This is a genomic window from Streptomyces sp. NPDC006261, from assembly GCF_040613515.1.
Lineage (GTDB): Bacteria > Actinomycetota > Actinomycetes > Streptomycetales > Streptomycetaceae > Streptomyces.
In genome coordinates, this window is the sequence record NZ_JBEXSI010000008.1 from 113146 (window position 1) to 138308 (window position 25163).

General features: G+C 68.7%; 23 protein-coding genes, 4 tRNA genes and 1 pseudogene. 20 read left to right on the plus strand and 8 right to left on the minus strand.

All coding sequences use genetic code 11. From position 1 onward, the window contains the following. The first annotated feature begins 26 nt into the window (after window positions 1-26). Window positions 27-593 carry an aminoglycoside adenylyltransferase gene (locus ABZ154_RS07195; RefSeq protein WP_356829886.1) on the plus strand — a complete coding sequence of 189 codons (567 nt, stop codon included), beginning with the start codon at window positions 27-29 and terminating at the stop codon, window positions 591-593. A gap of 117 nt (window positions 594-710) precedes the next feature. Then, entirely contained in the window at window positions 711-983 is a 273-nt protein-coding gene (locus ABZ154_RS07200) for a GlsB/YeaQ/YmgE family stress response membrane protein (protein WP_356829887.1), read from the plus strand. A gap of 18 nt (window positions 984-1001) precedes the next feature. Here the strand turns inward: ABZ154_RS07200 and ABZ154_RS07205 are convergent, their stop codons facing one another. The 3 genes from ABZ154_RS07205 to ABZ154_RS07215 all read right to left on the minus strand — a co-directional run bounded on the left by ABZ154_RS07205 (window position 1002) and on the right by ABZ154_RS07215 (window position 2997). Then, complete coding sequence (locus tag ABZ154_RS07205) at window positions 1002-1685, minus strand: alpha-ketoglutarate-dependent dioxygenase AlkB (protein WP_356829889.1); 684 nt, start codon at window positions 1683-1685, stop codon at window positions 1002-1004. Between the two features lie 14 nt (window positions 1686-1699). Beyond that, a complete protein-coding gene (locus tag ABZ154_RS07210; RefSeq protein ID WP_356829891.1) occupies window positions 1700-2230 on the minus strand; it encodes a methylated-DNA--[protein]-cysteine S-methyltransferase in 531 nt (176 codons plus the stop codon). Between the two features lie 278 nt (window positions 2231-2508). After that, a complete protein-coding gene (locus ABZ154_RS07215; RefSeq protein WP_137232484.1) occupies window positions 2509-2997 on the minus strand; it encodes a YajQ family cyclic di-GMP-binding protein in 489 nt (162 codons plus the stop codon). A gap of 167 nt (window positions 2998-3164) precedes the next feature. Here ABZ154_RS07215 and ABZ154_RS07220 point away from each other — a divergent pair. Beyond that, window positions 3165-3246 (plus strand) — tRNA-Tyr (locus ABZ154_RS07220). Window positions 3247-3317: 71 nt separating this feature from the next. Here the strand turns inward: ABZ154_RS07220 and ABZ154_RS07225 are convergent. After that, window positions 3318-3974, minus strand: coding sequence for an SDR family oxidoreductase (locus ABZ154_RS07225; protein ID WP_356829893.1), 657 nt, complete (start codon window positions 3972-3974; stop codon window positions 3318-3320). Between the two features lie 34 nt (window positions 3975-4008). After that, window positions 4009-5301, minus strand: coding sequence for an amidohydrolase family protein (locus tag ABZ154_RS07230; RefSeq protein ID WP_356829895.1), 1293 nt, complete (start codon window positions 5299-5301; stop codon window positions 4009-4011). A 319-nt stretch (window positions 5302-5620) separates the two neighbouring features. Here ABZ154_RS07230 and ABZ154_RS07235 point away from each other — a divergent pair. The 6 genes from ABZ154_RS07235 (at window position 5621) to ABZ154_RS07260 (ending at window position 8229) form a co-directional block, all read left to right on the plus strand. After that, a tRNA-Thr gene (locus tag ABZ154_RS07235) sits at window positions 5621-5693 on the plus strand. A 45-nt stretch (window positions 5694-5738) separates the two neighbouring features. Further along, a tRNA-Met gene (locus ABZ154_RS07240) sits at window positions 5739-5811 on the plus strand. 88 nt (window positions 5812-5899) lie between these two features. Then, window positions 5900-6064 carry a 50S ribosomal protein L33 gene (rpmG, locus tag ABZ154_RS07245; protein WP_003956487.1) on the plus strand — a complete coding sequence of 55 codons (165 nt, stop codon included), beginning with the start codon at window positions 5900-5902 and terminating at the stop codon, window positions 6062-6064. A gap of 116 nt (window positions 6065-6180) precedes the next feature. Next, window positions 6181-6633: a MaoC family dehydratase N-terminal domain-containing protein gene (locus ABZ154_RS07250; RefSeq protein ID WP_356829897.1), complete on the plus strand. Its 453-nt coding sequence runs from the start codon at window positions 6181-6183 to the stop codon at window positions 6631-6633. Beyond that, a complete protein-coding gene (locus ABZ154_RS07255) occupies window positions 6633-7061 on the plus strand; it encodes a MaoC family dehydratase (protein ID WP_093693486.1) in 429 nt (142 codons plus the stop codon). Before ABZ154_RS07250 ends, ABZ154_RS07255 begins: the two co-directional genes overlap by 1 nt. A 112-nt stretch (window positions 7062-7173) precedes the next feature. Continuing rightward, window positions 7174-8229 carry a UDP-N-acetylmuramate dehydrogenase gene (locus ABZ154_RS07260; RefSeq protein WP_356829899.1) on the plus strand — a complete coding sequence of 352 codons (1056 nt, stop codon included), beginning with the start codon at window positions 7174-7176 and terminating at the stop codon, window positions 8227-8229. A gap of 35 nt (window positions 8230-8264) precedes the next feature. Here the strand turns inward: ABZ154_RS07260 and ABZ154_RS07265 are convergent, their stop codons facing one another. Continuing rightward, window positions 8265-8900: an NAD(P)H-binding protein gene (locus ABZ154_RS07265; protein WP_356829901.1), complete on the minus strand. Its 636-nt coding sequence runs from the start codon at window positions 8898-8900 to the stop codon at window positions 8265-8267. 83 nt (window positions 8901-8983) lie between these two features. Here ABZ154_RS07265 and ABZ154_RS07270 point away from each other — a divergent pair, with 83 nt between their 5' ends. Then, window positions 8984-9574, plus strand: coding sequence for a TetR/AcrR family transcriptional regulator (locus tag ABZ154_RS07270; RefSeq protein ID WP_356829903.1), 591 nt, complete (start codon window positions 8984-8986; stop codon window positions 9572-9574). Here ABZ154_RS07270 and ABZ154_RS07275 read toward each other — a convergent pair. Further along, window positions 9567-10580, minus strand: a complete 1014-nt coding sequence (locus ABZ154_RS07275; RefSeq protein ID WP_356829905.1) for an adenosine deaminase — start codon at window positions 10578-10580, stop codon at window positions 9567-9569. The two genes, ABZ154_RS07270 and ABZ154_RS07275, sit on opposite strands and share 8 nt — an antisense overlap. A 116-nt stretch (window positions 10581-10696) precedes the next feature. After that, window positions 10697-11923: a pyridoxal phosphate-dependent aminotransferase gene (locus ABZ154_RS07280; protein WP_356829907.1), complete on the minus strand. Its 1227-nt coding sequence runs from the start codon at window positions 11921-11923 to the stop codon at window positions 10697-10699. 214 nt (window positions 11924-12137) lie between these two features. Between ABZ154_RS07280 and ABZ154_RS07285 the strand changes: the two genes are divergently transcribed. The 10 genes and pseudogenes from ABZ154_RS07285 (at window position 12138) to ABZ154_RS07330 (ending at window position 25092) form a co-directional block, all read left to right on the plus strand. Continuing rightward, a tRNA-Trp gene (locus ABZ154_RS07285) sits at window positions 12138-12210 on the plus strand. A 106-nt stretch (window positions 12211-12316) separates the two neighbouring features. Beyond that, window positions 12317-12604, plus strand: coding sequence for a preprotein translocase subunit SecE (gene secE / locus ABZ154_RS07290; protein WP_356829909.1), 288 nt, complete (start codon window positions 12317-12319; stop codon window positions 12602-12604). Window positions 12605-12677: 73 nt separating this feature from the next. Continuing rightward, window positions 12678-13640, plus strand: a complete 963-nt coding sequence (nusG, locus tag ABZ154_RS07295; RefSeq protein ID WP_356829911.1) for a transcription termination/antitermination protein NusG — start codon at window positions 12678-12680, stop codon at window positions 13638-13640. Between the two features lie 175 nt (window positions 13641-13815). Beyond that, on the plus strand, window positions 13816-14250 hold the full coding sequence (gene rplK, locus ABZ154_RS07300; protein WP_015610692.1) for a 50S ribosomal protein L11: 435 nt from the start codon (window positions 13816-13818) through the stop codon (window positions 14248-14250). 80 nt (window positions 14251-14330) lie between these two features. Next, window positions 14331-15053 carry a 50S ribosomal protein L1 gene (gene rplA / locus ABZ154_RS07305; protein ID WP_356829913.1) on the plus strand — a complete coding sequence of 241 codons (723 nt, stop codon included), beginning with the start codon at window positions 14331-14333 and terminating at the stop codon, window positions 15051-15053. A gap of 138 nt (window positions 15054-15191) precedes the next feature. Then, a pseudogene (locus ABZ154_RS07310) lies at window positions 15192-15652 on the plus strand (hypothetical protein). A gap of 275 nt (window positions 15653-15927) precedes the next feature. Beyond that, entirely contained in the window at window positions 15928-16485 is a 558-nt protein-coding gene (gene rplJ, locus ABZ154_RS07315) for a 50S ribosomal protein L10 (protein ID WP_007445921.1), read from the plus strand. Between the two features lie 84 nt (window positions 16486-16569). Then, entirely contained in the window at window positions 16570-16953 is a 384-nt protein-coding gene (gene rplL, locus ABZ154_RS07320; RefSeq protein ID WP_030798896.1) for a 50S ribosomal protein L7/L12, read from the plus strand. Between the two features lie 623 nt (window positions 16954-17576). Beyond that, window positions 17577-21062: a DNA-directed RNA polymerase subunit beta gene (rpoB, locus tag ABZ154_RS07325; protein WP_128851027.1), complete on the plus strand. Its 3486-nt coding sequence runs from the start codon at window positions 17577-17579 to the stop codon at window positions 21060-21062. A 130-nt stretch (window positions 21063-21192) separates the two neighbouring features. Continuing rightward, the gene (locus tag ABZ154_RS07330; protein WP_356829916.1) at window positions 21193-25092 is read left to right on the plus strand and encodes a DNA-directed RNA polymerase subunit beta'; all 3900 of its coding nucleotides are present in this window, start codon (window positions 21193-21195) and stop codon (window positions 25090-25092) included. Window positions 25093-25163: the final 71 nt, after the last annotated feature.

Consider the following 25163-nt stretch of genomic DNA (forward strand, 5'->3'; position numbering starts at 1 on the left):
GAGCGACCCGCGTACCCTCCCCAGCCGTGGACAGGGAACGCACGCACCGCCAGCTCCGGCTGATCGCCGAAACGACCCGGATCGCCGACGCACTCGGCGTGGACCTCTGGCTCCGCGGCGGCTGGGCCATGGACTTCTTCCTCGGCTCACCCACCCGCGACCACACGGACATCGACTGGTTCGCCCGGAAGCAGGACGCTGAGCGCCTCGCCCGTGAACTGCTGCGGTCGGGCTGGACGCTCCTCTCCGGCCCGCCCGCCGACCAGCAGCGCGACTTCGGGAAGCAGGGCGAGGAGAGCAGCTTCGCCCTGCTGGACGAGGACGGCTCCGGCCACGCCGTGGTCGGGGGCGGCCCCTGGGCCGGCGAGCGGTGGCCGGACGGCATGCTCGACGGCCCGCTCGGCCACATCGGCACGACGGCCTGTCCGGTCATCAGCCCCGCCGCCCAGATCGAGATCAAGCGGATGACGCCGGTCTGGATTGCCGGCCGCCCGCGCCGCGCCAAGGACGCCGAGGACATCCGCGTACTGGAGGCCGCCGTGCGCGACGGCGCTGGGCCGGAACGGGAGCCGGGAGGCGACACGCCGCGATAGGTGTGCGGGCTGGCCTTACTCGCCGCCCGCCTCCCTCGCCGACCGCGCACCAAGCAACCGAACGCATGCTCGCTGCGTCTTGTGTTCCAACACCGAGCAAGGGGTAGGAGCAGCGACATGGGCATTGTCGGTTGGATCATTCTTGGGCTGCTCGCCGGAGTCATAGCCAAAATCCTGCTCCCGGGCCGCGACCCGGGCGGCATCATCGGGACCACCATCATCGGCGTCGCCGGTGCCTTCGTCGGAGGCTGGCTCTCCAGCCAGTTCCTCGACCGTCCCATCAGCAACGACTTCTACGACACCGCGACCTGGATCGCCGCCATCGCCGGCTCCCTGGTCCTGCTGATCCTCTACCGGCTGATCTTCGGCAACTCCCGCGAACGCCGCTGACCGCGCCGCGCCCGCCGCTCAGTTCAGCCCCGTCTCCCGCAACGTCACATTCAGCCGGCCGGCCCGCATCCCCGCATCCGGGTCGGCCGATCCGGCGTACACCTTCGGCACCCCGTGGAACGCGAAGCGCGACGGGCCGCCGAAGACGAAGAGATCCCCGGAGACCAACTCCACGTCCGTGTAGGGCTGTCCGCGACCCTCGGCGTTCCCGAAGCGGAACACGCACGTCGCCCCGATGCTCAACGACACCACCGGAGCGACCGACCGCTCCTCCTTGTCCTGGTGCATGCCCATCCGCGCCGCGGCGTCGTAGAAGTTGATCAGCGCGGTGTCCGGAGTGAACGCCTCCGCCGCGCCGTCGTCCCCGAACGCCTCCGCCACCGCCGCACGCCCCAGCGCGACCAGCCACTGCGGCACCGGGGCCACCGGGGCGCCGTTCACATCGTCGGCGGTACGCGTGTACCGGTACGGCTGCCAGTGCCACCCCAGGCACACCGTCCGCACCGACATCACGCCGCCGCCCGGCAACACCGTGTGCCGCAACGGAACCGGCCCCCGCGCCCACTCCCGGCACGCCGCCACCAACTCCCGTCGGCGCTCCACCGGGAGCCACTCCGGTATGTGCACGGCGCCCGGCGCGACCACCTGCCGGGGCCGGGGGAACAGCCCGCCCGAAACCGCCGGAACCCCACGCGAGACCACCCGTCACACCACCCTCAGCCGCCGGCCCTCGCAACCCGCTCCACACACGCGGCCCCCTCCAGCCCGAGCAGCACCTGCTTGCGCTCCAGGCCACCCGCGTACCCCCGCAACGCCCCGTCCGCGCCGATCACCCGGTGGCACGGCCGCACGACCAGCAACGGGTTGCGCCCGATGGCCGTCCCCACCGCCCGAACCCCCGTGCCCGAGGTCCCCACCCGCGCGGCGACCTCCCCGTACGACAGCGTCTGCCCGTACGGGATCGACTCGACCACCGCCCAGACGCGCCGCTGGAACTCCGTACCCACGCCTTCGGCGAACGGCACGTCGAACCGCTTCGACCGCCCCGCGAAGTACGCCGCCACCTGCGCGACGACCCCCGCGAACAGCTCGGGCGCCGGCAGCCACCCCTCCTGGACGACCGCACCGCCCTTCTGCCCGGGCACGGACAGCGACACCAGCCGCAGCCCCTCACACGTACCGTCCGACTCGGCCACCAGCAGCAACTCGCCCAGCGGACTGGTCCGCCGCGTGTACACCGTCGTCACGACCGCTCACTTCCTCGCTGCTGAACCGCTGAACCGACGAACCGCTGAACCGACGAACTGCTGAACCGACGAACTGCCGAACCGCCGAACCGCTGAACCGCCGAACCGCCGAACCGCGGACCTGGTGAACCCGGACCCGCACCGGCCAGTCTGCTCCGCACCCCGCACCCATCACCGGCGGATTTCGGACACGGAGCCAGGGACGCCCCCCTGCACGCGGAGAGGCACCCCGTCGAGGCCGGTCCCGACGGCGTGCCCCTTCTCGCTCACGAATCGTCCTACCGGTAGTTCACGAACTGCACCGCGAAGTCGAAGTCCTGGCCCTTCAGGAGCGCCTGCACGGTCTGCAGGTCGTCCCGGCTCTTCGAGCTGACGCGCAGCTCGTCACCCTGGACCTGTGCCTTGACGCCCTTGGGGCCCTCGTCGCGGATGATCTTCGCCACCTTCTTGGCGTTCTCCTGGGAGATGCCTTCCTCGATCGTGGCGAAGATCTTGTACTCCTTGCCGGAGAGCTGCGGCTCACCGGCGTCCAGCGACTTCAGCGAGATGCCCCGCTTGATCAGCTTGGACTGGAAGATGTCGAGGATCGCCTTGACCCGCTCCTCGCCGTTCGCCTCCATCAGGATCTTCTCGCCGGACCACGAGATCGAGGCGCCCGTGCCCTTGAAGTCGTAACGCTGGGAGATCTCCTTGGCGGCCTGGTTGAGGGCGTTGTCGACCTCCTGCCGCTCGACCTTCGAGACGATGTCGAAACTGGAGTCGGCCATGACGTGTGGCTCCTTGCGTCGAATGTGCGTGGGATACAGCGCAAAGCCTAGCCACCGCCGCACCCTCCGGCTGCTGATCAATGAGGTGGCGGAGCACCCCTGGCCATCAGGTATTGTTTACGTCGTCGCCAAGGAGCTCACCAGTGGGGATCCGACGCGTCGTCCGAGGCGGTGTGCCCGAGTGGCCAAAGGGAGCAGACTGTAAATCTGCCGGCTCAGCCTACCCAGGTTCGAACCCTGGCGCCGCCACGCGAACGAAGCCCCCGACCAGTCCTTCTGGTCGGGGGCTTCCTCGTTCCCGGCAGTCGTCAGCCACTGCTTCAGTTGCCCGCGACGTCCTTCACGGACACCGTGACCGGCACGTTCCCGGAGATGACCTCGAGGGTCAGGCCCGCCGTCGCCGGGGTGTCCAGAAGCTCCAGGAGCGTCGCAGCCACGTCGTCGCGGGGGATCGGGCCGCGCCCGGTCTTCGCGGCGAGCAGGATCTGTCCGTTGCCCGCGTCGTTGGTGAGCATCCCGGGGCGCAGGATCGTCCAGTCGAGCGCGGAGCGGGAGCGTACGTCGGCGTCCGCCGCGCCCTTAGCCCGGAGGTAGACGTCGAACACCTCGTCGCCGGGGTGGTCGGGGTCGGCGTCCATGGAGGAGACGACGATGTACCGGCGTACGCCGGCGGCCTGGGCCGCGTCGGCGAAGAGGACGGCGGCGCCCCGGTCGACGGTGTCCTTGCGGGCGGTGCCGCTGTTCGGTCCGGCGCCTGCCGCGAAGACGGCCGCGTCGGCCCCGCGCAGCACCTCCGCGGTCTCCTCCACGGAGGCCGATTCGAGGTCCAGCACGGCAGGTTCGGCGCCGATGTCGGTGAGGTCCTGGCTCTGTTGGGGGTTGCGGATGATCCCCACGGCTTCATCTCCGCGTGCGGCGAGCAGCCGCTCCAGCCGCAGTGCGATCTGTCCGTGTCCACCTGCGATGACAATGCGCATACCTCCGACCGTACGCCCGGCGGCCGCCGCGTGCTCAGCTCTTGGGCCCGGTACCGGAGTCGGGTCGCCCCTGGCGGGGGAGATCGGGGCCGGCGCTCGTATCGGGGTCGGAGTCGCAGTATTCGCGTACGGCGCTGGTGCGCGCGACGATCCGGCCGCGGTGGACGACGATGCGGCTGTAGGCGAGGGAGAGCACGGCGGAGAGCTGTTCACCGCGTACGGCGAGGAGTTCGGCGGGGAAGCCCGCCTCCACGCGGACGTCGGGCAGGCCGAGGGCGGCACGGGCGGTGGTGGAGACCGCGGCGTAGGCGTGTTCGGCGCGCAGGCCGTGCTGCGAGGCGAGGAGGTACGCGGCCTCCAACGGGTCTCCGCGCCCCACGGGGTTGGCCGTGTCGCGGAGTGCGCCGCTGCCCGCAGCCACGCGTACGCCCGCGGAGCGCAGGAGGCGTACGGGGGTGGTCGCGCGGCGTTCGGAGCCCGTACAGCCCCCTTGGGGGAGGCAGACGACCGTGACGCCCGCGGCGGCCAGCTGATCGGCGGCCCGGCTCGCGGCCTCCAGGGGGAGGTGGGCGAGGCCGGCACAGGGGCCGATGGCGACCCCGGGGCGCAGGCCCCCGGCCATGGCGGCCAGGCGGGCGAGGCGGGCGGGGTCGTCGCCGTCGGTGTGCAGGTCGACGGGACGGCCGTGCTCGGCGGCTACCTCCAGGACGGCCGCGGTGTAGCCGGCGGGGTCGGGGTCCAGGTCGGGGCAGCCGCCGACGACCGCGGCGCCCATCTTCACGGCGTCGCGCAGCATGGCGAGGCCGTCGGCCCCGGCGACGCCGGTGAGCAGGCGGGGGACGGCGACCGCGGTCAGGTCGGCGAGGCCGCGCAGGGCCCGGCGGGCCTGCAGGACGGCCTCCAGCGCGGCGAGGCCCTGGACGTCGCCGATGCGGACGTGGGCGCGCTGGGCGGTGGCGCCGTGGCCGAGCTGGAGGAGGGCGGCGTCCGTGGCGCGGCGCTGGATGTCCTCGGTGCGGTGGGAGGCGGGCCCCGGGCCGTCGGGCCCGGCGCCGTCGGCTGTGAGGGCGGTGTCGCCGTGGGCGTGGGGCTCGGCCGGGGCGGGGAGCAGGAGGTAGCCGCGCAGGTCGATGCGGGGGCCACGGGCGGTGAGGCTGCCCGACGTGCCGACGGCCTCGATACGGCTGCCGCTCAGGCGTACGTCGACGGCGCGGCCGTCGGTCAGGCGGGCGCCGCTCAGGACGAGGGTGGGGGCGGGGTCGGTGGTGGCCGCTTCGGCGCCGTCGGGTGCGCTGTCGTCGGGCCGCCGCGGCCGGCTGTCGGGCATCGCGCTCCTGGGAGGGGTGCAAGATCACACGGAGGGGGTCGGGCCCGGGGATGGCGGGGTGATCCCGGCAGGCTCTCAAGGGGGTGTTCCGCCGATCATGACCGGGTCCGGGACGCGTGGCACGGCGGCTTCCGGGAGGAGCCCATTAGTCGTACCGGTCCCCCCGCATCGACGCGCGGAACGGGTCCGTCCGGAGGAGGACGCGGACTGGATCAAGGCCTGATCAGGGGGTGTGGACGGGCCCGGACCGACGGCCGGAGCGTGGGGCCGAAACGGATTTGGGCGATCGGCCGGAGAGCGTGTAATGTCTTCCTCGCTCGCCCCAATAGCTCAGTCGGTAGAGCGTCTCCATGGTAAGGAGAAGGTCTGCGGTTCGATTCCGCATTGGGGCTCTGGTGATCGGGAAACCCCGCTTCGGCGGGGGGACCGATCATCAAAGCGGTGTAGCTCAGTCGGTAGAGCAAGCGGCTCATAATCGCTGTGTCACCGGTTCAAGTCCGGTCACCGCTACTAACGGTAGCCGATTGTTGGGTCGGTCCTTCGATCGGCTACTCTTTTATGCGTTCATCCGTCCATCGTCCGTCCAAGGAGCACTCACGTGGCTGCCACCGACGTCCGCCCGAAGATCACGCTGGCCTGCGTGGAGTGCAAGGAGCGGAACTACATCACCAAGAAGAACCGGCGTAACAACCCGGACCGTCTTGAGATGAAGAAGCACTGCCCGCGCTGCAACTCGCACACCGCGCACCGCGAAACGCGCTGAATCAGGCTCGTACACGAGGCCGTCCCCTCTGGGGGCGGCCTCGTGTCGTTGTCCGGGGTACATCCCCGCACCGGGGCGTGCCCTTATTCGTCTTTCCATCAGGAGGTAGCGAGCTCATGGCGCTCGACCAGTCCTTCGTGGGGCGGACGTATCCGCCCACCCCGGCGTACGAGGTAGGCCGGGAGAAGATCCGCGAGTTCGCCGAGGCAGTGGGTGACACCCATCCGGCGTACATCGATGTGGAGGCGGCCCGCGCGCTCGGCCATGCCGATGTGATCGCGCCCCCCACTTTCGTCTTCTCCATCACCTACCGGGCGGCCGGTGAGGTGGTGCAGGACCCGCAGCTGGGCCTGGACTACAGCCGGGTCGTCCACGGCGACCAGAAGTTCTCTTACGTGCGTCCGGTACGGGCGGGCGACCGGCTGACGGTCACCTCCACGATCGAGACCATCAAGTCCATGGCGGGCAACGACATCGTGGACATCCGCGGGGATGTGCACGACGAGGCCGGCGAGCTGGTCGTCACGGCGCTCACGAAGCTGGTGGCACGCGCCGCCGAGGAGGCGTGATGACGGCGAAGGTCTCCTACGGGTCGGTCGAGGTCGGTACGGAGCTGCCCGCGCAGTCGTTCCCGGTGACGCGGGCGACGCTCGTGCAGTACGCCGGTGCGTCGGGCGACTTCAACCCGATCCACTGGAACGAGAAGTTCGCGCTCGAGGTCGGGCTGCCGGATGTGATCGCACACGGCATGTTCACGATGGCCGAGGCGATCCGCGTGGTCACGGACTGGGCAGGGGACCCGGGCGCGGTCGTCGAATACGGAGTGCGGTTCACCAAGCCGGTCGTCGTGCCCAACGACGACAAGGGCGCGCTGATCGAGGTCAGCGGCAAGGTCGCGGCCAAGCTGGAGGACAACCTGGTCCGGGTGGACCTGGTGGCCGTGTGCGACGGCAAGAAGGTGCTGGGCATGTCCCGCGCCGTCGTCCGGCTCGCCTGAGGTCCACGCGGAAGCAGTACGGGTGCTCCGGCTCGCCTGACACCCCACGCGCTACCTGTACGGTCCGTGGCCCCGCCCCAGCGGCGGGGGCGCGGACCGTACTCTTGTCCCCGTGCAGGAACTCCACGATGCCCCCCTCGCCCCCCTGACCACCTTCCGGCTCGGCGGCCCCGCCACCCGCCTCCTGACGGCCACCACCGACGCCGAGGTGGTCGCCGCCGTACGCGAGGCCGACGCGAGCGGCACCCCGCTGCTCGTCATCGGCGGCGGCTCCAACCTGGTCATCGGCGACAAGGGCTTCGACGGCACGGCGCTGCGGATCGCCACCAAGGGATTCACGCTCTCCGGTACGTCGCTGGAGCTGGCGGCCGGTGAGCCTTGGACCGACGCCGTCGCCCGGACCGTGGAGGCGGGTCTCGCGGGCATCGAGTGCCTGGCCGGGATCCCCGGCTCCGCCGGCGCGACGCCCATCCAGAACGTCGGGGCTTACGGCCAGGAGGTGTCCTCCACGATCACGGAGGTCGTCGCCTACGACCGGCACACCCGGGAGACGGTGACCCTTCCGAACGCGGAGTGCTCCTTCTCGTACCGGCACAGCCGCTTCAAGGCGGCACCCGACCGTTTCGTCGTGCTCCGGGTCCGCTTCGAGCTGGAAGAGGCGGGCGGCCTCTCCGCGCCCCTCAGGTATCCGGAGACCGCCAGGGCCATGGGCGTCGAGCAGGGCGAGCGCGTGCCCGCCTCCGCCGCCCGGGAAACCGTGTTGAAGCTGCGTGCCGGCAAGGGCATGGTGCTGGACCCGGACGACCACGACACCTGGTCCGCGGGGTCCTTCTTCACCAACCCGATCCTCGACGAGGCCGCGTTCCAGGACTTCCTGGCGCGGGTCCACGAGCGCCTCGGCCCGGACGTGACGCCCCCGGCGTTCTCCGCCGGGGACGGCCGCACCAAGACCTCGGCGGCCTGGCTGATCGACCGGGCCGGCTTCACCAAGGGGTACGGCAGCGGCCCGGCCCGGATCTCCACCAAGCACACCCTGGCTCTCACCAACCGCGGCGAGGCCACCACCGAGGACCTCCTCGCGCTGGCCCGTGAGGTCGTCACCGGGGTCCACGCGGCCTTCGGCGTCACCCTGGTCAACGAGCCGGTGACGGTCGGCGTCTCCTTGTAGGTCGCACGTCGCCCTACAAGGACACGCGACGACATTCAGTAGGCGACGCCCACGCCCTGCCTCACGGCCGCAGGGTCGCCCATCAGCCCGAGCATCGCGTGCGCCACATCGGCCCGGGAGATGGACCGGCTGCTGCGGGGCGCGCCGCCCACCACCTTGCGGTAGACGCCGGTGCACGGCCCGTCCGTCAGCTTCGGGGGCCGTACGGAGGTCCAGTCCGTGGTGCTTCGCTCCAGCGCCGCCTCCATCCGCGCGAGGTCCGCGTACAGCTCCGCCAGAACCGCCCCGACCGCCTTGCGCGCCAACCGGTCCACCAAGGGCTCACCGGCCGGCACCGGCCCGACCGGTGCCGCGCTCACCACCACCAGCCGACGAGCCCCCTCGGCCTCCATCGCCTCGACGATCCGTCCGGTCAGCCGCTCGGCGACCCCGTCCGCCTTCCGGCTCCGCGAGCCGAGCCCCGAGAGCACCGCGTCCCGCCCCGCGACCGCCGCGCGCACCGCCGCCGGGTCGTCCAGCGACACGGCGTCGTGCAGCGCCAGGGCGCCGAACGCCTCCGGGAGCCTTGCCGGGTCGCGGACCACGACCGTCACCTCATGGCCCGCCGCGAGCGCCTGCCCCACGAGCTCCTGGCCGACACCCCCGGTCGCTCCGAACACCGTCAGCCGCATGCGCCCTCCTAGGTGGGTGAGTGTTCACTCACCTCTAGAGTGAGTGCCTGATCATCCACCCGTCAAGCCATAGGGGAACCCCCATGGAGCCGAAGCCGGCCCGCGTCCGCATCGTCGACGCCGCCCACGAGCTGATGCTCTCCATCGGCCTCGCCCGGACCACCACCAAAGAGATCGCGCGGGCGGCCGGCTGCTCGGAGGGTGCGCTGTACAAGTACTTCCCCAGCAAGGAAGAGCTCTTCGTGACCGTCCTCGAGGAGCGGCTGCCGAAGCTCGGCGGGCTGCTCGGCGACCTGGTCCCGGGGGAGGGCGGGGTCGAGGCCAACCTCACCGAGGTCGCCCGGCAGGCCGCCCTCTTCTACGAGCAGACGTTCCCCATGGCCGCGTCCCTGTACGCCGAACCGCAGCTCAAGCGCCGCCACGAACAAGGGCTGCGGGAACTCGGGGCCGGCCCCCACATGCCCATCCAGGGGCTCGACGCCTACCTCCGGGCCGAACAGCGCGCGGGCCGGGTGCGAGCGGAGGCCGACACCTACGCGGCCGCCTCACTCCTGCTCGGCGCCTGCGCCCAGCGGGCCTTCGCCTACGACGTGCTCCCCGGCGGCACGCCCCCGCAGCCGCTGGACGCGTTCGCCGCCTCCCTCGCCCGCACCTTGCTGGCCGGAATCAGCTAGCCAGCCAGTCGTCGATCCCGGACAGCAGCTTGTCCCGTACGCCGACGGGCGCGGCCGATCCGCGCACCGACTGGCGGGCCAGCTCGGCCAGCTCCGCGTCGGTGAAGCCGTGATGGTGGCGGGCCAGCTCGTACTGCGCGGCCAGCCGGGATCCGAACAGCAGCGGGTCGTCCGCGCCCAGCGCCATCGGTACCCCCGCGTCGAACAAGGTACGCAAGGGGACGTCCGCGGCCTTCTCGTAGACGCCGAGCGCCACATTGGAGGACGGGCAGACCTCACAGGTCACCTGGCGCTCGGCCAGCCGCGCCAGCAGCCGGGGATCCTCGGCCGCCCGGACACCGTGGCCGATGCGCGAGGCGTCCAGGTCGTCCAGGCAGTCGCGCACGCTGGAGGCGCCCGCGAGCTCCCCCCCGTGCGGGGCCGCCAGCAGGCCGCCCTCACGGGCGATGGCGAAGGCCCGGTCGAAGTCGCGTGCCATGCCGCGCCGCTCGTCGTTGGAGAGCCCGAACCCGACGACGCCCCGGTCCGCATACCGCACGGCCAGGCGCGCCAGGGTCCGGGCGTCCAGCGGGTGCTTCATCCGGTTCGCCGCGATCACCACGCGCATCCCCAGTCCGGTGTCCCGGGAGGCGCTGTCCACCGCGTCGAGGATGATCTCGATGGCAGGGATCAGCCCGCCGAGCAGCGGGGCGTACGAGGTGGGGTCGACCTGGATCTCCAGCCAGCCGGAGCCGTCCGCGACGTCCTCCTGGGCGCTCTCGCGGACCAGGCGGTGGATGTCCTCGGGGGACCTGAGGCAGGACCGGGCGATGTCGTAGAGCCGCTGGAAGCGGAACCAGCCGCGCTCGTCGGTCGCCCGCAGCTTCGGCGGCTCGCCGCCGGTCAGCGCGTCAGGGAGGTGGACCCCGTACTTGTCGGCGAGTTCGAGCAGGGTGGTGGGCCGCATCGACCCGGTGAAGTGCAGGTGCAGGTGGGCCTTGGGCAACAGACGTACATCACGCTCCATTTGAAGATCCTGCCGCACGGGCGGGCCGGAGCGGAAGCCGCTTTCCTCTTTGGAGTGGGGCTGGGACGAAAAGCGCCCCCGGCCGAGGCGGCCGGGGGCACAATTCCGCGGGCTTCTCAGGCCTTGGCCTCGCCCAGCAGCTTCTGGAGCCGGGAGACGCCCTCGATGAGGTCGTCGTCGCCGAGCGCGTAGGAGAGGCGGAGGTAGCCGGGGGTGCCGAAGGCCTCGCCGGGGACGACGGCGACCTCGGCCTCGTCCAGGATGAGGGCCGCGAGCTCGACCGAGTCGGACGGGCGCTTGCCGCGGATCTCCTTGCCGAGCAGCCCCTTCACCGACGGGTAGGCGTAGAACGCGCCCTCGGGCTCCGGGCAGAGCACGCCGTCGATCTCGTTGAGCATCCGCACGATGAGGTTGCGGCGGCGGTCGAAGGCGGTGCGCATCTCCGCGACGGCGTCCAGCGGGCCGGAGACGGCGGCGAGCGCGGCGATCTGGGCGACGTTGGAGACGTTGGAGGTGGCGTGCGACTGGAGGTTGGTCGCGGCCTTGACGACGTCCTTCGGGCCGATGATCCACCCCACCCGCCAGCCGGTCATCGCGTACGTCTTGGCGACGCCGTTGACGACGATGCACTTGTCGCGCAGCTCCGGCACGATCGCCGGGAGCGAGGTGAAGGTCGCGTCGCCGTAGACGAGGTGCTCGTAGATCTCGTCGGTCATGACCCACAGGCCGTGCTCGACGGCCCAGCGGCCGATCGCCTCGGCGTCGGCCTCGCTGTAGACGGCGCCGGTCGGGTTGGACGGCGAGACGAAGAGGACGACCTTCGTCCTCTCGGTGCGCGCGGCCTCCAGCTGCTCGACGGAGACCCGGTAGCCGGTGGTCTCGTCGGCGACGACCTCGACCGGGACACCGCCGGCGAGCCGGATCGACTCGGGGTAGGTGGTCCAGTACGGGGCGGGGACGATGACCTCGTCGCCCGGGTCGAGGATCGCCGCGAAGGCCTCGTAGATGGCCTGCTTGCCGCCGTTGGTCACCAGGATCTGGCCGGCGTCGACCTCGTAGCCGGAGTCCCGCAGCGTCTTCTCTGCGATGGCGGCCTTGAGCTCGGGGAGCCCGCCGGCCGGGGTGTAGCGGTGGTACTTCGGGTTGCGGCAGGCCTCGACCGCGGCGTCGACGATGTAGCCGGGGGTCGGGAAGTCGGGCTCGCCGGCACCGAAGCCGATCACCGGACGCCCAGCGGCCTTGAGGGCCTTGGCCTTGGCGTCGACGGCGAGGGTCGCGGACTCGGAGATCGCACCGATGCGGGCGGAAACCCGGCGCTCGGACGGAGAAGTTGCAGCGCTCATGGGCCCCATGCTCCCAGACCGGAAAACCCTTCGGCACACGGGTTTCAGGGACCGGACAGGACTCGGACGGGAACCGGACAGGACCGGTCGGTAGTTGTCTGTTCGACGCGGCGGCCCCGAGCACGTACACTCACCTGTCGTTGGCCTTCACCAGCCGCACCGTTCCTGCACCCGGGCACCGGGAAAGATGCGGTAGGTTGGTGGAAACCACCAAAGGGTCGTAGCTCAATTGGTAGAGCACTGGTCTCCAAAACCAGCGGTTGGGGGTTCAAGTCCCTCCGGCCCTGCTACACACTCCTTCGCCAGGATGTGTGCGCATGTACGTACTTCATTGCACAGCCGTGCGGCTCCACCGGGCGCGGCACGGCCACGACCCGGAATCAGGTGAGAAGCGTGACGGACGCCGTGGGCTCCATCGACATGCCTGATGCTGAGGATGAATCCCCCGAGTCCAGCAAGAAGACTCGGAAGGGCGGCAAGCGCGGCAAGAAGGGTCCTCTGGGCCGTCTCGCGCTGTTCTACCGCCAGATCGTCGCCGAACTCCGTAAGGTTGTCTGGCCGACTCGCAACCAGCTGACGACATACACCAGTGTGGTGATTGTGTTCGTCGTTGTCATGATTGGTCTTGTTACCGTTCTTGACATGGGATTCGCGCGGGTCATCAAGTACGTCTTCGGCTGAGCCGGCGGAAGGCGTCCGACCGGCGCCCCCACCGCACGTTCCACCCCTTTGTATCCAGGAAGAAGCAGCCATCGTGTCTGACCCGAACCTGAACGACGCCGTCGAGCCCGAGGCTGGCGCCTTCGAGTCCGCCAAGGACGAGCTCGGCATCGTTGAGGCTGCTGATTCCGAGAAGGCCGATCAGGCCGAGGTCACCGAGACCGCTGTGGACACCATCGCCGATGAGACGGCCGAGGTGGACGGCGACGCCGTCACCGCCGAGGTCGCCGAGGACGAGGAAGCCGTCGAGGCCGAGGCCGACGACGAGAGCGCCGACGACGAGAGCGCCGACGACGAGAGCGCCGACGACGAGAGCGCCGACGACGAGAGCGCCGACGACGAGAGCGCCGACGAGGAAGAGGCCGAGCCGGCCGCCCCCGTCGACCCCGTCACCGCCCTGCGCGAGGAGCTCCGCACCCTCCCCGGCGAGTGGTACGTCATCCACACGTACGCCGGGTACGAGAAGCGCGTCAAGGCCAACCTGGAGCAGCGCGCCGTCTCGCTCAACGTGGAGGAGTTCGTCTATCAGGCCGAGGTGCCTGAGGAGGAAATCGTCCAGATCAAGAACGGCGAGCGCAAGAACGTCCGGCAGAACAAGCTCCCCGGCTACGTGCTGGTGCGCATGGACCTGACGAACGAGTCCTGGGGCGTCGTGCGGAACACGCCGGGTGTCACCGGCTTCGTGGGCAACGCCTACGACCCGTACCCGCTGACCCTGGACGAGATCGTCAAGATGCTCGCCCCGGAGGCCGAGGAGAAGGCCGCCCGCGAGGCCGCCGAGGCCGAGGGCAAGCCGGCTCCGTCCCGCAAGGTCGAGGTCCAGGTGCTGGACTTCGAGGTGGGCGACTCGGTCACCGTCACCGACGGCCCGTTCGCCACGCTTCAGGCAACGATCAACGAGATCAACGCCGACTCGAAGAAGGTCAAGGGCCTCGTCGAGATCTTCGGCCGCGAGACCCCGGTCGAGCTCAGCTTCGACCAGATCCAGAAGAACTAGCGCTTCCGCCGGTTTCTGGACACATGCCTACCCAGCAGGTCAGAAGGGCTTCACAGCCCGTCTGACCTGCTTGGTTTTTGGTCGCACAGCTATACCCGTTATCGTTGTGCGGTATGCCTCCATCCGGATGACCGGAATCGGCGGCGAAACACTCTCATAGGACCCGGAGAGAGCAATGCCTCCCAAGAAGAAGAAGGTCACGGGGCTTATCAAGCTCCAGATCAACGCCGGTGCGGCGAACCCGGCCCCGCCGGTCGGCCCCGCGCTCGGTCAGCACGGCGTCAACATCATGGAGTTCTGCAAGGCCTACAACGCCGCGACCGAGTCGCAGCGTGGCATGGTCGTGCCGGTGGAGATCACGGTCTACGACGACCGCTCCTTCACCTTCGTCACGAAGACTCCGCCGGCCGCCAAGCTGATCCTCAAGGCCGCGGGTGTGGACAAGGGCTCCGGCGAGCCGCACAAGACCAAGGTCGCCAAGCTGACGGCCGCCCAGGTCCGCGAGATCGCCACGACGAAGCTCCCCGACCTGAACGCCAATGACCTCGACGCCGCGTCGAAGATCATTGCCGGCACCGCCCGTTCCATGGGCATCACGGTCGAAGGCTGATTCAGCCCCGTAGCCCTCAGTGGTAGGACCAAGCGCTGGTCCGCACCACGACTCCACACTCTGAAACCACAGGAGTAGAAGTGAAGCGCAGCAAGAACCTCCGCGCTGCGGACGCCAAGATCGACCGGGAGCGTACCTACGCCCCGCTCGAGGCCGTCCGTATCGCCAAGGAGACCTCCTCCACGAAGTTCGACGGCACCGTCGAGGTCGCCTTCGCGCTGGGTGTCGACCCGCGCAAGGCCGACCAGATGGTCCGCGGCACCGTGAACCTCCCGCACGGCACCGGCAAGACCGCCCGGGTCCTGGTCTTCGCGACCGGTGACCGTGCTGCGGCCGCGGAAGCCGCCGGAGCCGACATCGTCGGCGCCGACGAGCTCATCGACGAGGTGGCGAAGGGCCGTCTGGACTTCGACGCCGTCGTCGCCACTCCGGACCTCATGGGCAAGGTCGGCCGCCTGGGCCGCGTGCTCGGTCCGCGTGGTCTGATGCCGAACCCGAAGACCGGCACCGTCACCCCCGACGTCGTGAAGGCTGTCAACGACATCAAGGGCGGCAAGATCGAGTTCCGCGTCGACAAGCACTCGAACCTGCACTTCATCATCGGCAAGGTCTCCTTCGACGAGACCAAGCTGGTGGAGAACTACGCAGCGGCGCTGGACGAGATCCTCCGTCTGAAGCCGTCCGCCGCCAAGGGCCGCTACATCAAGAAGGCCACGCTGGCCACCACGATGGGCCCCGGCATCCCGCTGGACTCCAACCGCACCCGCAACCTCCTCGTCGAGGAGGACCCGGCCTCCGTCTGAGCCACCGTGCTCACCCGGTAGCCGCGTCGCACGCGTGCACTGTGTGAACGGGCCCCGCAACCTTTCGAGGTGCGGGGCCCGTCCTCGTATCCGGAAGAGATGATCCGCAGGGAACACGACGAGGAGTGGACCGGTCGGATGAGGACGAGCACGTCACGACGACGCATGGGTACGGGGGCCGCAGCGGCGGCCCTGATGTCGGTGGCGGCCTGCAGCGGCGGAGGCGGCGACTCAGGCACGGATGAGAAGCCGGCCGGGGACCAGGTGAAGACCACCTCCGTCGTGGCTCTCCAGCAGATCCGGCAGAAGACCGGCACCGCGCGGTCGGCCCGCGTCGAGGGCACCACCGAGATGGGCCACACCGTCTCCATGAAGCAGACGGGGACCATGGACATCTGGGCGACAAGGACGATCTGCTGGTGAAGAGGACAGAGCGCGGTGAGACGGCGGCCGGCGCGTGCAACTCGACGGTCTTCTACAGCGACTACGGCACCGAGGTCTCCGTGGAGAAGCCGCCGGCCGCCGACACGGTCGACTTCCAGGAGATCCTGAAGCAGCAGGGGGCCGGCCCCTCCCGGCCTCTCCTGACCTCCGCCTAAACCTCCAGCGCCGGGGTGGCAGGCGCCGGATTTGCCCGGCGTGCCTCCGGTCGCGTACTCTCCACACGAAGCCAAAGACCGCTGGTCGTCGCTGGACTCTCGTCAGAGGGACAGTGACCGAAGGTTCCGCTAGATCGGACGACCTGCGCAGGTGACTGTGGAACTGCTCCCGGACTCTGTCCGGTCGAGCCGCGCCCTGGCACTTGTGCTGGGGCGTTTCGTCTTTCCCGGCCCCTTCTGAGCGGTCCTCATCACCCGGAAGGAGGCCGACGCTCATGGCAAGGCCCGACAAGGCTGCCGCGGTAGCCGAGCTGACGGACCAGTTCCGCAGCTCGAACGCCGCCGTGCTGACCGAGTACCGGGGTCTCACCGTGGCACAGCTCAAGGAGCTGCGCCGTTCGCTCGGTGAGAACGCCCAGTACGCCGTGGTGAAGAACACGCTGACCAAGATTGCGGCCAACGAGGCCGGGATCGACACGCTGGACGACCTGTTCTCGGGTCCGACGGCGGTTGCCTTCGTCACCGGTGACCCGGTGGAGTCGGCGAAGGGTCTTCGTGACTTCGCCAAGGACAACCCCAACCTCATCATCAAGGGCGGTGTCCTTGACGGTAAGGCGCTGTCCGCCGATGAGATCAAGAAGCTCGCGGACCTCGAGTCCCGCGAGGTTCTGCTCTCCAAGCTGGCCGGTGCTTTCAAGGGCAAGCAGACTCAGGCTGCGCAGCTCTTCCAGGCACTGCCGTCGAAGTTCGTCCGCACCGCGGAAGCGCTTCGCGCCAAGAAGGAAGAGCAGGGCGGTGCCGGTACTCCGGCTCCCGCCGAGGCCGCCGAGTAATTTCGCTCAGCGGTCCAGCGGGCTCCACGTACGCCCGCCGACATATACATCCGGCACCTGCCGAATAGTGGAAGGACGCCTATCATGGCGAAGCTGTCCCAGGACGACCTGCTCGCGCAGTTCGAAGAAATGACCCTCATCGAGCTCTCCGAGTTCGTCAAGGCCTTCGAGGAGAAGTTCGACGTCACCGCCGCCGCGGCCGTCGCCGTCGCCGGTCCCGCCCAGGGCGGCGCCCCGGCCGAGGCCGAGGCCGAGCAGGACGAGTTCGACGTCATCCTCACCGGCGCCGGCGAGAAGAAGATCCAGGTCATCAAGGTCGTGCGTGAGCTGACCTCGCTGGGTCTCAAGGAGGCCAAGGACCTCGTCGACGGCACCCCGAAGCCGGTCCTCGAGAAGGTCGCCAAGGAGGCCGCCGAGAAGGCTGCCGAGTCCCTCAAGGCCGCCGGCGCTTCCGTCGAGGTCAAGTAACACCTCGGGAGTCCACGGACTCCCCTCGGGCGCGTCACGCGCCTGTACCGAAGGGCGATCACCCATCCGGGTGGTCGCCCTTCGGCGTACCCGTGGCGGCTGCCTTGATCTTCCGCCGACGACGAGTAGGGTGATCTTCGCCGTGCGCCTCTCGCGGGGCGCCCAGGGCCCCCCTGAGGGCTTCCCGGGGGCGGCCGGAGAGAGCTCCTGAGGGCCCGTCCGGACCGGTGGGCCTTGACGAACGGCACGAGGCGCGCAATTCTCAGGACGCGTCATCACTTCGATCCGTATCCGAGGCATGGATCGAGAGTGAAGAGGGCAGTAAAGAAGAGCGCACCCCGCGCGAGGGCCAGCCACATAGGTAGTTGAGAACAGCTGTTGAGAGCAACGTGGGTCTCTGAGAACCCCGACTGGACATCAGTGTGCCGCTTGGCTACACTGACCCTTTGCGCTGCCTGTTAGCTGCCTCCTGCCCGTCACCAGGGGCATACCCACGCTTTGAGCATCGATGACTGATCCTCTCCGAGCCGACCCTTTGGGGCCGATTCGGGACGGTGTGTCTGGATGTCCATTGTGGGACCGGTACGCGCGTAGTGAGTCCGAGCCCTCGGAAGGACCCCCTCTTGGCCGCCTCGCGCAACGCCTCGACCGCGAATACGAACAACGGTGCCAGCACCGCCCCGCTGCGCATCTCTTTTGCAAAGATCAAGGAGCCCCTCGAGGTTCCGAACCTCCTCGCGCTGCAGACCGAGAGCTTTGACTGGCTCCTCGGCAACGCCGCCTGGAAGGCTCGCGTCGAGGCTGCTCTGGACAGTGGACAAGACGTCCCCACCAAGTCCGGCCTGGAGGAGATCTTCGAGGAGATCTCACCGATCGAGGACTTCTCCGGGTCGATGTCGCTTACGTTCCGCGACCACCGCTTCGAGCCCCCGAAGAACTCGATCGACGAGTGCAAGGAGCGCGACTTCACGTTCGCCGCGCCGCTCTTCGTCACGGCCGAGTTCACCAACAACGAGACCGGCGAGATCAAGTCCCAGACGGTCTTCATGGGCGACTTCCCGCTCATGACCAACAAGGGCACCTTCGTCATCAACGGCACCGAGCGTGTCGTCGTGTCGCAGCTGGTCCGCTCGCCGGGTGTCTACTTCGACTCCTCCATCGACAAGACGTCCGACAAGGACATCTTCTCCGCCAAGATCATCCCTTCCCGGGGTGCCTGGCTGGAGATGGAGATCGACAAGCGCGACATGGTCGGTGTCCGCATCGACCGCAAGCGCAAGCAGTCCGTCACCGTCCTCCTGAAGGCTCTCGGCTGGAGCACCGAGCAGATCCTCGAGGAGTTCGGCGAGTACGAGTCGATGCGCGCCACCCTGGAGAAGGATCACACCCAGGGCCAGGACGACGCGCTGCTCGACATCTACCGCAAGCTGCGTCCGGGCGAGCCGCCCACGCGCGAGGCCGCTCAGACGCTGCTCGAGAACCTCTACTTCAACCCGAAGCGCTACGACCTCGCGAAGGTCGGCCGCTACAAGGTGAACAAGAAGCTCGGCGCCGATGAGCCGCTGGACGCCGGGGTGCTCACCACCGACGACGTCATCGCCACCATCAAGTACCTGGTCAAGCTGCACGCCGGTGAGACCGAGACGACCGGTGAGTCGGGCCGGGAGATCGTCGTCGAGACCGACGACATCGACCACTTCGGCAACCGTCGTCTGCGCAACGTCGGCGAGCTCATCCAGAACCAGGTCCGTACGGGCCTGGCGCGGATGGAGCGCGTCGTGCGTGAGCGCATGACGACCCAGGACGTCGAGGCGATCACGCCCCAGACCCTGATCAACATCCGGCCGGTCGTCGCCTCCATCAAGGAGTTCTTCGGCACCAGCCAGCTGTCGCAGTTCATGGACCAGAACAACCCGCTGTCGGGTCTCACCCACAAGCGCCGCCTGTCGGCTCTTGGCCCGGGTGGTCTCTCCCGTGAGCGGGCCGGCTTCGAGGTCCGTGACGTGCACCCGTCCCACTACGGGCGCATGTGTCCGATCGAGACCCCTGAAGGCCCGAACATCGGCCTGATCGGTTCGCTCGCCTCGTACGGCCGCGTCAACGCGTTCGGCTTCATCGAGACGCCTTACCGCAAGGTCGTCGACGGCCAGGTCACCGACGACGTCGACTACATCACGGCCGACGAGGAGGACCGCTTCGTCATCGCCCAGGCGAACGCGATCCTCTCCGAGGAGCTGCGCTTCACCGAGCCCCGCGTCCTGGTCCGCCGTCGTGGCGGCGAGGTCGACTACGTGCCCGGCACGGACGTCGACTACATGGACGTCTCGCCGCGCCAGATGGTGTCCGTCGCCACCGCGATGATCCCCTTCCTGGAGCACGACGACGCCAACCGTGCCCTCATGGGCGCGAACATGATGCGCCAGGCGGTGCCGCTCATCAAGTCCGAGGCCCCGCTCGTGGGCACCGGCATGGAGTACCGCTGCGCCACCGACGCCGGTGACGTGCTCAAGGCCGAGAAGGACGGTGTGGTCCAGGAGGTCTCCGCGGACTACATCACCGTCACGAACGACGACGGCACGTACACCACGTACCGCATCGCCAAGTTCATGCGCTCCAACCAGGGCACCTCGGTGAACCAGAAGGTCGTCGTCTCCGAGGGCGACCGGGTCATCGCCGAGCAGGTCCTCGCCGACGGTCCGGCCACCGAGAACGGTGAGATGGCCCTCGGCAAGAACCTCCTCGTGGCGTTCATGCCGTGGGAGGGTCACAACTACGAGGACGCGATCATCCTGTCGCAGCGCCTCGTGCAGGACGACGTCCTCTCCTCGATCCACATCGAGGAGCACGAGGTCGACGCCCGTGACACCAAGCTCGGCCCGGAGGAGATCACCCGGGACATCCCGAACGTCTCCGAAGAGGTCCTTGCCGACCTCGACGAGCGCGGCATCATCCGTATCGGTGCCGAGGTCGTCGCCGGTGACATCCTCGTCGGCAAGGTCACGCCCAAGGGTGAGACCGAGCTGACCCCCGAGGAGCGCCTGCTCCGCGCGATCTTCGGTGAGAAGGCGCGCGAGGTGCGCGACACCTCGCTGAAGGTGCCGCACGGTGAGATCGGCAAGGTCATCGGCGTCCGCGTCTTCGACCGCGAAGAGGGCGACGAGCTGCCGCCGGGCGTGAACCAGCTGGTCCGCGTCTACGTCGCGCAGAAGCGCAAGATCACCGATGGTGACAAGCTCGCCGGCCGTCACGGCAACAAGGGCGTCATCTCCAAGATCCTGCCGATCGAGGACATGCCGTTCCTGGAGGACGGCACCCCGGTCGACATCATCCTCAACCCGCTGGGTGTCCCGTCCCGAATGAACCCGGGACAGGTCCTGGAGATCCACCTCGGCTGGCTCGCCAGCCGCGGCTGGGACGTCTCCGGCCTCGGTGACGAGTGGGCCAAGCGCCTGCAGTCCATCGGCGCGGACCAGGTCCCCCCGGGCACCAACGTCGCCACGCCCGTCTTCGACGGTGCGCGCGAGGACGAGATCTCCGGCCTCTTCCAGGCCACGATCCCCAACCGCGACGGCGACCGCCTGGTGCAGCCCTCCGGCAAGGCCCAGCTCTACGACGGCCGCTCCGGCGAGCCGTTCCCGGAGCCGGTCTCGGTCGGCTTCATGTACATCCTCAAGCTCCACCACCTGGTCGACGACAAGCTGCACGCGCGTTCGACCGGTCCGTACTCCATGATCACCCAGCAGCCGCTGGGTGGTAAGGCTCAGTTCGGTGGACAGCGCTTCGGTGAGATGGAGGTGTGGGCGCTGGAGGCATACGGCGCCGCGTACGCCCTCCAGGAGCTGCTGACGATCAAGTCCGACGACGTGACCGGCCGCGTGAAGGTCTACGAGGCCATCGTCAAGGGCGAGAACATCCCCGAGCCGGGCATCCCCGAGTCCTTCAAGGTGCTCATCAAGGAAATGCAGTCGCTCTGCCTCAACGTGGAGGTGCTGTCCTCGGACGGCATGTCCATCGAGATGCGCGACACGGACGAGGACGTCTTCCGCGCAGCGGAGGAGCTCGGTATCGACCTGTCCCGGCGAGAGCCGAGCAGCGTCGAAGAGGTCTGACGGGTTCGCCGGCCGGATCCCTGTGATCCGGCCGGCTCTCCCCGGACCCGTTCAGACCATTGCTGAAGTGCCCCGATTTCTCGCTTCCGAGCGAGGGGGCTCGAACCCCCGAAAGAGGGATTGACGACAAGTGCTCGACGTCAACTTCTTCGACGAGCTGCGGATCGGCCTTGCCACCGCGGACGACATCCGGACCTGGTCCCACGGCGAAGTGAAGAAGCCGGAGACCATCAACTACCGCACGCTCAAGCCCGAAAAGGACGGACTCTTCTGCGAGAAGATCTTCGGTCCGACCCGGGACTGGGAGTGCTACTGCGGCAAGTACAAGCGTGTCCGCTTCAAGGGCATCATCTGTGAGCGCTGCGGCGTCGAGGTCACTCGCGCCAAGGTGCGTCGTGAGCGGATGGGCCACATCGAGCTTGCCGCTCCCGTCACCCACATCTGGTACTTCAAGGGCGTCCCGTCGCGTCTCGGATACCTGCTGGACCTCGCGCCGAAGGACCTCGAGAAGGTCATCTACTTCGCCGCGTACATGATCACGTTCGTGGACGAGGAGCGTCGTACCCGCGACCTGCCGTCCCTGGAGGCGCACGTCTCCGTCGAGCGTCAGCAGACCGAGAACCGCCGCGACTCCGACCTGGAGGCCCGCGCCAAGAAGCTCGAGACCGACCTGGCCGAGCTGGAGGCCGAGGGCGCCAAGGCCGACGTGCGCCGCAAGGTGCGCGAAGGTGCCGAGCGCGAGATGAAGCAGCTGCGCGACCGTGCGCAGCGCGAGATCGACCGTCTCGACGAGGTGTGGAGCCGCTTCAAGAACCTCAAGGTCCAGGACCTGGAGGGCGACGAGCTGCTCTACCGCGAGCTGCGTGACCGCTTCGGCACGTACTTCGACGGCTGCATGGGCGCCGCCGCGCTGCAGAAGCGCCTGGAGTCCTTCGACCTCGACGAGGAGGCCGAGCGCCTCCGCGAGATCATCCGTACCGGCAAGGGCCAGAAGAAGACCCGTGCGCTCAAGCGCCTCAAGGTCGTCTCCGCGTTCCTGCAGACCAGCAACAAGCCCAAGGGCATGGTGCTCGACTGCGTGCCGGTCATCCCGCCGGACCTGCGTCCGATGGTGCAGCTGGACGGTGGCCGCTTCGCGACCTCCGACCTGAACGACCTGTACCGCCGTGTGATCAACCGCAACAACCGCCTCAAGCGTCTCCTTGACCTCGGTGCCCCCGAGATCATCGTGAACAACGAGAAGCGGATGCTGCAGGAGGCCGTCGACGCGCTGTTCGACAACGGCCGCCGCGGTCGCCCGGTCACCGGTCCCGGCAACCGGCCCCTGAAGTCCCTGAGCGACATGCTCAAGGGCAAGCAGGGTCGTTTCCGTCAGAACCTCCTCGGCAAGCGTGTGGACTACTCCGCGCGTTCCGTGATCGTCGTCGGCCCGCAGCTCAAGCTGCACCAGTGCGGTCTGCCGAAGGCCATGGCACTGGAGCTCTTCAAGCCGTTCGTGATGAAGCGCCTGGTGGACCTGAACCACGCGCAGAACATCAAGTCGGCCAAGCGCATGGTCGAGCGTGGCCGCACCGTCGTGTACGACGTCCTCGAAGAGGTCATCGCCGAGCACCCGGTGCTGCTGAACCGTGCGCCCACCCTGCACCGCCTCGGCATCCAGGCCTTCGAGCCGCAGCTGGTCGAGGGCAAGGCCATCCAGATCCACCCGCTCGTCTGCACCGCGTTCAACGCGGACTTCGACGGTGACCAGATGGCCGTGCACCTGCCGCTCTCCGCGGAGGCGCAGGCCGAGGCCCGCATCCTGATGCTGTCCTCGAACAACATCCTGAAGCCGGCCGACGGTCGTCCCGTCACCATGCCGACCCAGGACATGGTGCTGGGGCTGTTCTTCCTCACCACCGACGGTGTGCTCCGTGACACCAAGGGCGAGGGCCGCGCGTTCGGCTCCACGGCCGAGGCGATCATGGCGTTCGACGCCGGTGAGCTGGCACTCCAGTCCACCGTCGACATCCGCTTCCCGGTGGGCACCATCCCGCCGCGTGGCTGGGTGCCGCCGGTCGCCGAGGAGGGCGAGCCCGAGTACCAGCCGGGTGACACCTTCCGGCTGCGGACCAGCCTGGGCCGTGCGCTCTTCAACGAGCTGCTGCCCGAGGACTACCCGTTCGTCGACTACTCGGTGGGCAAGAAGCAGCTCTCCGAGATCGTCAACGACCTGGCCGAGCGCTACCCCAAGGTCATCGTGGCGGCGACGCTCGACAACCTGAAGGCGGCGGGCTTCCACTGGGCGACCCGTTCGGGCGTCACCGTGGCCATCTCCGACATCGTCGTGCCCGAGGCCAAGAAGGCCATCGTCAAGGGCTACGAGGACCAGGACGAGAAGGTCCAGAAGCAGTACGAGCGCGGTCTGATCACCAAGGACGAGCGCACGCAGGAGCTCATCGCGATCTGGACCAAGGCGACCAACGAGGTTGCCGAGGCGATGAACGCGAACTTCCCCAAGACCAACCCCATCTTCATGATGGTTGACTCGGGTGCCCGAGGAAACATGATGCAGATGCGGCAGATCGCCGGTATGCGTGGTCTGGTGTCGAACGCGAAGAACGAGACCATCCCGCGTCCGATCAAGGCGTCCTTCCGTGAGGGCCTCACCGTTCTGGAGTACTTCATCTCCACGCACGGTGCCCGTAAGGGTCTGGCGGACACCGCCCTGCGTACCGCCGACTCGGGTTACCTGACCCGTCGTCTGGTGGACGTCTCGCAGGACGTGATCATCCGCGAGGAGGACTGCGGCACCGACCGCGGCCTCAAGCTGAAGATCGCCGTCAAGGGCGCCGACGGCGTGCTCCGCAAGACGGAGGACGTCGAGACCTCGGTCTACGCCCGCATGCTCGCCGAGGACGTCGTGGTGGACGGCAAGGTCATCGCGCCTGCCAACGTCGACCTCGGTGACGTCCTGATCGACGCCCTGGTGGGCGCCGGCGTCGAGGAGGTCAAGACCCGCTCGGTCCTGACCTGTGAGTCCGCGGTCGGCACCTGTGCCTTCTGCTACGGACGCTCGCTCGCCACCGGCAAGCTGGTCGACATCGGTGAGGCGGTCGGCATCATCGCGGCCCAGTCCATCGGTGAGCCCGGCACCCAGCTGACGATGCGTACCTTCCACACCGGTGGTGTGGCCGGTGACGACATCACCCAGGGTCTGCCCCGAGTCGTCGAGCTCTTCGAAGCCCGTACGCCGAAGGGTGTCGCCCCGATCTCCGAGGCCAAGGGCCGCGTGCGGATCGAGGAGACCGAGAAGACCAAGAAGCTCGTCGTCACCCCGGACGACGGCAGCGACGAGACGGCGTTCCCGATCTCGAAGCGTGCCCGTCTGCTCGTGGGCGAGGGCGACCCGGTCGAGGTGGGCCAGAAGCTCACCGTGGGTGCCACCAACCCGCACGACGTGCTGCGCATCCTCGGCCAGCGTGCGGTCCAGGTCCACCTGGTCGGCGAAGTCCAGAAGGTCTACAACTCGCAGGGCGTGTCGATCCACGACAAGCACATCGAGATCATCATCCGGCAGATGCTCCGCCGTGTGACGATCATCGAGTCCGGCGACGCGGAGCTGCTTCCGGGCGAGCTGGTCGAGCGGTCGAAGTTCGAGACCGAGAACCGTCGTGTGGTCACCGAGGGCGGTCACCCCGCCTCCGGCCGTCCGCAGCTGATGGGTATCACCAAGGCCTCGCTCGCCACCGAGTCGTGGCTGTCGGCGGCGTCCTTCCAGGAGACGACCAGGGTCCTGACCGACGCGGCGATCAACGCCAAGTCGGACTCCCTGATCGGCCTCAAGGAGAACGTCATCATCGGTAAGCTCATCCCGGCCGGTACGGGTCTGTCCCGCTACCGCAACATCCGGGTCGAGCCGACCGAGGAGGCCAAGGCCGCGATGTACTCGGCCGTCGGCTACGACGACATCGACTACTCGCCGTTCGGCACCGGCTCCGGCCAGGCCGTCCCGCTGGAGGACTACGACTACGGTCCGTACAACCAGTAAGCGAGTCGCTTGAACGCCTGAGGGCGGCCATCCCGTACGTCACGGGGTGGCCGCCCTCCGGCGTGTGCGGG

What these genes read in the sequence shown, in the direction of transcription:
- ABZ154_RS07200 (WP_356829887.1), top strand. Translation starts at nt 711, where the DNA reads ATGGGCATTGTCGGTTGGATCATTCTTGGGCTGCTCGCCGGAGTCATA.
- ABZ154_RS07215 (WP_137232484.1), bottom strand. Translation starts at nt 2,997, where the DNA reads ATGGCCGACTCCAGTTTCGACATCGTCTCGAAGGTCGAGCGGCAGGAG.
- ABZ154_RS07225 (WP_356829893.1), bottom strand. Translation starts at nt 3,974, where the DNA reads ATGCGCATTGTCATCGCAGGTGGACACGGACAGATCGCACTGCGGCTG.
- ABZ154_RS07230 (WP_356829895.1), bottom strand. Translation starts at nt 5,301, where the DNA reads ATGCCCGACAGCCGGCCGCGGCGGCCCGACGACAGCGCACCCGACGGC.
- ABZ154_RS07250 (WP_356829897.1), top strand. Translation starts at nt 6,181, where the DNA reads ATGGCGCTCGACCAGTCCTTCGTGGGGCGGACGTATCCGCCCACCCCG.
- ABZ154_RS07255 (WP_093693486.1), top strand. Translation starts at nt 6,633, where the DNA reads ATGACGGCGAAGGTCTCCTACGGGTCGGTCGAGGTCGGTACGGAGCTG.
- ABZ154_RS07265 (WP_356829901.1), bottom strand. Translation starts at nt 8,900, where the DNA reads ATGCGGCTGACGGTGTTCGGAGCGACCGGGGGTGTCGGCCAGGAGCTC.
- ABZ154_RS07270 (WP_356829903.1), top strand. Translation starts at nt 8,984, where the DNA reads ATGGAGCCGAAGCCGGCCCGCGTCCGCATCGTCGACGCCGCCCACGAG.
- ABZ154_RS07275 (WP_356829905.1), bottom strand. Translation starts at nt 10,580, where the DNA reads ATGGAGCGTGATGTACGTCTGTTGCCCAAGGCCCACCTGCACCTGCAC.
- ABZ154_RS07280 (WP_356829907.1), bottom strand. Translation starts at nt 11,923, where the DNA reads ATGAGCGCTGCAACTTCTCCGTCCGAGCGCCGGGTTTCCGCCCGCATC.
- rplK (WP_015610692.1), top strand. Translation starts at nt 13,816, where the DNA reads ATGCCTCCCAAGAAGAAGAAGGTCACGGGGCTTATCAAGCTCCAGATC.
- rplJ (WP_007445921.1), top strand. Translation starts at nt 15,928, where the DNA reads ATGGCAAGGCCCGACAAGGCTGCCGCGGTAGCCGAGCTGACGGACCAG.
- rplL (WP_030798896.1), top strand. Translation starts at nt 16,570, where the DNA reads ATGGCGAAGCTGTCCCAGGACGACCTGCTCGCGCAGTTCGAAGAAATG.